The organism is Campylobacter concisus, assembly GCF_015230015.1.
GTDB classification, from domain to species: domain Bacteria; phylum Campylobacterota; class Campylobacteria; order Campylobacterales; family Campylobacteraceae; genus Campylobacter_A; species Campylobacter_A concisus_AF.
Window position 1 is genome coordinate 247,227 of sequence record NZ_JAAKZC010000001.1, and the last position, 6,749, is coordinate 253,975.

Genomic DNA, 6,749 nt, shown 5'->3' on the forward strand with positions numbered 1-6,749 from the left:
TAATTCTCCTTATTTAGAAATGTCTTTGCCGAAGTATTTAAGCGAAATTTCGCTTAAAACTCCTTCTTTGCTAAGCTCATTTAGGGCAAAATTTATCTCATTTAAAAGTTTTGTGTTACCTTTTTTAACAATCGCAGCCGTATACATCGGCTCATTGCCAGCTTCGATTATCTTTATAGGGGCGTTTGGATGTTGCTTGATATAGTCATAAAACATCACCGCATCATCTATCGTATCATCAGCTCTTTTTGTGATGATCAAATTTATCTGATCGCTCAAACTATCGGCCACAACTAGTTTGGCGCCATACTTTTCAACGGTTGGTATCCACATGCTATTTACTGAATGCACACTTCTTTTTCCTTTTAGATCAGCAAAGCTTTTGATGTCGTTATTATCTTTATGCACGACGATGGCTGAGTAAGAGAGCATATATGGCACGCTGTAGTCATACTTTTTCTTTCGCTCATCGGTTATGCTAACTTGGTTAAATACCACGTCAGCCTTGCCAGCATCAAATGCCGCAAGCATCGCATCCCATGAAGCTTCGATAAATTTTGGCTTTACGCCTAGTTTTTTAGCCACAGCTCTTGCTATCTCTACGTCATAGCCCATTAACTCATCTTTTTCATTGTGAAATGAAAATGGCGAATAAACACCCTCGGTCGCTATCCTTATAACTCCGTCTTTTTTGATCTGCTCGTAAGAATTTGCTAAAGCAGAATTTAAAGAGAGTAAGCAGGCAATTACGCAGAGCGCACCAAATTTAAAAGCACTAGAAAATTTCATATAAAACTCCTTATAGAAAAAATAAAATCAATAATGGAATTTGCAAAAAGATAAAATTTAAGATTTATGCAAATGTCAGTCGCAACTGCGACCTAGGTAATACTTTGGCGCTATTTTATCACAAAAATAAGAGAGCGGTGTCTCACTCCGCCAAAAGTGAGACCGCTAGAGCTTTAACGCCCTTAAAATCAACCTTGCCACTTGCAAGCGTTGGGATATCATCAACGATGAATATATAGCTTGGTGTCATGATCGGAGCTAGGTTGCTCTCTTTTAAAATTTGCTCGATATTTTCAGGCTCGGTGCCGCTTTTTACTAAAAGTGCGATCGCTTCGCCCTTTTTGCTATCTGGCACGTTTGCGCTACTAAAGACGACGTCGCTTCCAAGCACCTTTGCAAGCTCTTCTTCGACGCTTCCAAGGCTTATCATCTCGCCGCCAATTTTAGCAAATCTCGAGTATCTATCGACGATAAAAACAAAGCCGTTTTCGTCGATGTGGCCTTTGTCGCCGGTTTTATAGTATCTTACGCCATCAATGTGCGTGATGACGTCGTTTGTCTTGGCCTCGTCGTTTAGATAGCCCTTCATCACCTGCGAGCCGCCGATGACGATGAGCCCATTTGTGCCAGTTTCTAGCTCTTCAAGCGTCTCTGGGTCGATTATCTTGATGATGGTGCCAGGCAGAGGCATGCCAACGCTGCCAGGTCTGTTAAATGTAAGCTCTTTTAGGCTCTCTTTTTCTAGGATATTTGGCATATTTACAGCCGCCACCGGCGCCGTTTCGGTCGCGCCATATCCTTCATAAATTTCTATGCCAAATTTGAGCCTAAACTCATCTTTTATCTCAGGTTTTAGCTTCTCGGCTCCAGCTACGACCATTCTGGCACTTTGAAACATCAATGGATGAAGCTTTTTGTTTCTAGTGTAGAGCCTAAAGAACGTTGAGGTACCAAAGATGATGCTAGCGCTGTGTCTTGCAGCCATTTTGCCGATAGTCGCGCCGTCTGTTGGGTCAGGCACGCTCACCATTTTTATCCCCTCGCAAAGTGGCATAAGTGTGGTGACTGTTAGGCCAAATGAGTGAAAGACAGGGAGTGAGTTTAAGATCACATCATCTTTTTTGAAATTTAGAAGTTCGCTTATTTGCTTAATGTTTGCGAGTAAATTTTTATGGCTTAGCTCAATGCCTTTTGGCTCGCCTTCGCTGCCGCTACTAAATAAAATGGTAGCTGTATCCTCTAAGCTCACTGGCTTAAAATAGCAAAGTTTGATGAGCCAAGTTGGGGCAAAAAACGCAGTTAAAAGCGCTAAAATTTTCTCTTTTTTTGAGACGCTAGCTGAGAGATCTTCTGCAAATTTAGCCTTGCCACTCATCGCATCTTTTAGATCAAATCCCTTAAGTGCGAGCTTTTCAAGAAATTTGCTAGATGTGATCACCGTGTTTATATTTGCTTTTCTTAGGGCGTGATTTAGCGAGGTCTCATTTAGTGTGTAGTTTAAATTTACGCTCACTTTGCCCATGGCAAGAAGCGCCATATTTACGATGGCTGCGATGCTTGAGCTAGGCAACAAGATGCCTATATTTTTCTCATCTTTTAGCTCGCGTTTGAAAATTTTGATAAAGACTAAAACGGCTGTTATAAATTTCAAGTTGCTTAAATTTAGCCCAGTGCTGTCGCTCACGCACTCTTTAAATTTATCCTCTTTTGCGTTGTTTAGCCACTCGTTTGTTAGTGGTTTTTGCCTTGAGATAAAGCTCTCCCACGATGAAAAGCTAAGCTCAAGCACCTTTTGCTTCATCTTTGCAGCGTTTATAAATGTATTTATTGGCTTGCCAAAGGCGACGATGATGTCGCGTCTGCCGTTTTTAGAAGTGAGGTCTTTATAAAATTTACTAGCTCTTGAAAAGCTCGAACCCCAAAGGCCACGAAGATAAAACGGCACTATGCAAATTTCTTCTAGATCTCTAATGATGAGCTCAAATCCCTTTTGAAACTCATTTATCTGACCGTTGTAGCTGATGTGCCCTTCTGGGAAAAGTGCAACCACTTCGCCATTTTTTAGGCACTCACGCACAAGCTCGATCGACTCTTTGCTAGCCCCTGCGCCTATTGGGATCACTTTGAAAAATTTAAAAATTTGCTTTAGATACCATTTGTTATAGATCGTTCTATACATGACAAATCTTATGCCCCTTGGGCTGGCTGCTTGAAGCACGAGCCAGTCGATCCAGCTGATGTGATTACCAAGAAGTAGCGCGCCGCCACTTTGTGGTAAATTTTGAAGTCCTTCAACGAAAAATCGGTACTTTGTCTTTAAAAATGGCAGTAAAAGTAGCCTTGTAAAAAGATGTGGAAGTTGCAAAATGGCGTAAAAACTGCCGATTAAGCAAACAAGCGCTGTAAAGACAAAAAGCCTAGTGGTTGAAATTTCAAAATATACTAAGCCTATGCCAATGGCTAGAAATAGTAGCATTGAGACATTTTGCAAGAAGTTGTTTGCTGCCATTATCTTGCCGGTCGTTTTTTGCGGGGCAAAGTACTGGATCATCGCATTTAGCGGCACTATGAAAATTCCGCCAAAAAAGCCAAATGCAAATGAGCTAAGGCTCACCACGCCGATATTTGAGCCAAATGCGAAAAATAAAAGCGAGAAAAATATACCCATAGCACCCATCGGCACTATGCCAAGCTCGATGTGAAGCTTTGACATAGAGCCAGCTACGTATGAGCCAAATGCGATGCCTATGGCGCTTACTGCAAGTATTGCCTGCACTGCTAGAGAGCTATCGTCACTGAAAACCGCCTTGTAGTGAGCTGGAAAAGCTGCGATGATGATCTGAGAGATACCCCAAAATATGCTTAGTCCAGCGATACTTAGCCAGATGTTTTTATCTGATCTTACCTCTTTTAAATTCTCTCTTAAGTAGCTAAGGTTGATGTATTTTTTGAGCTCAAATTCTCCGCTTTGTTCGTTTGTGTCGCTGATGTAAGGTAGCTTGTAGGCAAAAAATGCTTCAAGCGCGCTAAAAACGACCAAAAAGATGCCGATAGGATAGACGCTTTTTAAAATTTCTTCCGAGTTTTCGCCTTGGATGTATAAATTTTCAAATATAAATGAAAATAAAAATGAGCTAACAAGTATCGCAACGATGGTAAGCGCTTGGATGACGCCGTTTGCTGTGCCAAGTCGCTCAGTGCCGACGAGGGCTTTGATGATACCATATTTTGCAGGCGAGTAGATCGCACTTTGAGCAGCTAGTATGAGAGTGAGTGCAAATGCCACGCCAAAAGCGCCCAAAAGGTAGCTAATAAGCACTGCAACGCTGATAACAACGCCAAAGACGGCGCAAATCCTAATAACTTTAGTCTTTGCAAATTTGTCATTTATAAAGCTTGAAGGTGAAAATAAAAATATAAATGGAAGCAAGATCATCGCGTTTATAACGGCTGTTAGGATGAAAAGCGTGTCGCCTGAGTAGGTCTTTAAAAGGACGTTTTGGATAGTGATTTTGTGTGCTAGATCGACACTTGCGTTTAAAAATGCGATCGCAAGATAGGGCATGAAGCCAGTGACTTTTAGTAAATTCCTCATGAATAAAGCCTTTTTGGATTTAAAATTTTGTAAATCTAACAGCAAAATATTTAAAATATCATTAATAAAAAACTCTAGCCATAAATTTTGTGGTGAAATTTCTTTGAAAAAATTTAAATTTTATATGCTTTTTGATAAAATCTGTCCATCAAAAATAAGGAAAAATTTATCATGAACTATGAAATCATCGTCGTTGGCGGCGGACATGCTGGCATTGAGGCAAGTCTTGCGGCTGCTAGAATGGGCAAGCAAACTTTACTGATCACTATCTTGGCCGAGCAAATAGGCGCTGCAAGCTGTAACCCAGCCATCGGAGGCCTTGCGAAGGGACATCTTGTAAAAGAGATCGACGCACTTGGCGGTCAAATGGGGCTTACAACTGACGCCGTTGGCATCCAGTTTCGCGTGCTAAATGAGAGCAAAGGCCCAGCAGTGCGTGGTAGCCGCGCTCAAATCGATATGGATAGATACCGCGTTTATATGAGAAATTTGCTTTTAAACACTCCAAATTTAGAAATTTCTCAAGAGATCGCCACTGAAATTTTAAGCGAAAATGGTGAGATAACAGGCGTTAAAACTCACCTAAATAACACATATAACGCAAAAAAGGTGATAATTACAACTGGCACATTTTTAAACGGGCTAATCCACGTTGGATTTAACAAGCTTGAAGCTGGCCGTGTGGGCGAGCTAAGTGCAAAGGATCTAAGCTCTAGCCTAAGGGAGCTTGGGCTAAATTTAGGCAGGCTAAAGACTGGAACATGCCCAAGGATCGATGCAAAAACGATAAATTTTGAAATTTTAGAGAAGCAAGATGGCGATCAAGACCCAACGCCTTTTAGCTTTAGAACTAAAAATTTCTCCCCAATGCAGCTGCCATGCTACATCGCCTATACAAACGAAACCACCCATGAGATAATCCGCTCAAATTTTGACAAAGCGCCACTTTTTACAGGTCAGATCGAGGGCATCGGACCAAGATATTGCCCTAGTATCGAGGATAAGATAAACCGCTTTGGCGACCGCGACAGACATCACCTTTTTGTCGAGCCTCAGACCCTTGAAGCGACAGAGTACTACATAAACGGCTTTTCAACGAGCCTGCCTTATGAGGTGCAAGTGCAGATGCTCCGCTCTGTAAAGGGCTTTGAAAACGCTAAAATCGTAAGGCACGGATATGCTATCGAGTACGACTACGTCGAGCCAACACAGCTAAAACATAGCTTGGAGACTAAAAAGGTAAAAGGGCTATATTTGGCTGGGCAGATAAACGGCACGACTGGATACGAAGAGGCCGGCGCTCAGGGGCTAATGGCCGGTATAAATGCTGCGCTTTCTCTTGATAACAAAGAACCGCTTATCTTGCGCCGTGATGAGGCGTATATCGGCGTGCTTATTGATGATCTCGTGACCAAGGGGACAAAAGAGCCATATAGGATGTTTACGAGTAGGGCGGAGTATCGCTTGCTTTTGCGTGAGGAAAATGCCATTTTAAGGCTTGGCGGATATGGTCATGAGCTTGGGCTACTTGATGATGAGACTTTCAATGAGATCGAAAATATAAGAAGAAATTTAAAAGAGGGGTTGGAGTTTTTAAACAACACTCAGATCACGCCAAATAAGGCAAATTTAGAGCTTTTGGCAAGCCTTGATGAAGAGCCGATCAGCCAAAACGTGAGCCTTCAAAAGATCGTAGCTAGAAAGAGCTTTACGGCTGAAAAACTAAGAAAGCTTGATGAGAGATTTGTAAATTTAGACGATGCGAGTATGGATCAAATTTTAACCGAATGCAAGTATCAGCACTACATCGGCGAGCAAAAAAATCAGATCGAAAAAATGAAAGATATGATGGATGTGAAAATTCCTGACAATTTCGACTTTAGAAGCATAAGCGGACTTAGCAACGAGGTGGTTGAAAAGCTTGAGAAATTTGCTCCGCCAACGCTTTTTGCGGCGAGTGAAATTTCAGGTATCACGCCAGCAGCGATCGATATCTTGCATATCTACATAAAGATGAGCGAGAGAAGATCTTAAAAATTTTAAAAACAATTTTAAGATCATTAGGGCTGTTGTTAGAGTTTCCAATGGCATATATTTAAAGATATGATGGTACGCATTTATTTATTTCCTGTGAATAAACCAATGTTAAATATTTATAGTAATGTAATATAGTTAAGGTATGGTAAGTTATATTTTTGCAGCATCGGTTTTTATAATTTTGGATGATAACTATAAATCAAAGTTAATATGCTATCTATCCTTAATAATAGAGCATTGAAGAGAAATTTATATGGAATTTGGTAGACATATAATAAAAAGTTAATTTTGATGTAATTTAAAAATAGTTAAAAATAATATCATATTC

The 6,749-nt window shown here is 40.8% G+C and carries 3 protein-coding genes; 1 reads left to right on the top strand and 2 read right to left on the bottom strand.

The window, feature by feature from the left end:
- Positions 1–9: 9 nt before the first annotated feature.
- Together G6W42_RS01260 and G6W42_RS01265 are read right to left on the bottom strand one after the other, a co-directional pair.
- Positions 10–789, bottom strand: coding sequence for an amino acid ABC transporter substrate-binding protein (locus tag G6W42_RS01260; protein ID WP_194172633.1), 780 nt, complete (start codon positions 787–789; stop codon positions 10–12).
- 142 nt (positions 790–931) lie between these two features.
- Positions 932–4,384: an acyl-[ACP]--phospholipid O-acyltransferase gene (locus G6W42_RS01265; protein ID WP_194172634.1), complete on the bottom strand. Its 3,453-nt coding sequence runs from the start codon at positions 4,382–4,384 to the stop codon at positions 932–934.
- A gap of 171 nt (positions 4,385–4,555) precedes the next feature.
- Here G6W42_RS01265 and mnmG point away from each other — a divergent pair, with 171 nt between their 5' ends.
- Positions 4,556–6,418, top strand: coding sequence for a tRNA uridine-5-carboxymethylaminomethyl(34) synthesis enzyme MnmG (mnmG, locus tag G6W42_RS01270; protein ID WP_194172635.1), 1,863 nt, complete (start codon positions 4,556–4,558; stop codon positions 6,416–6,418).
- Positions 6,419–6,749: the final 331 nt, after the last annotated feature.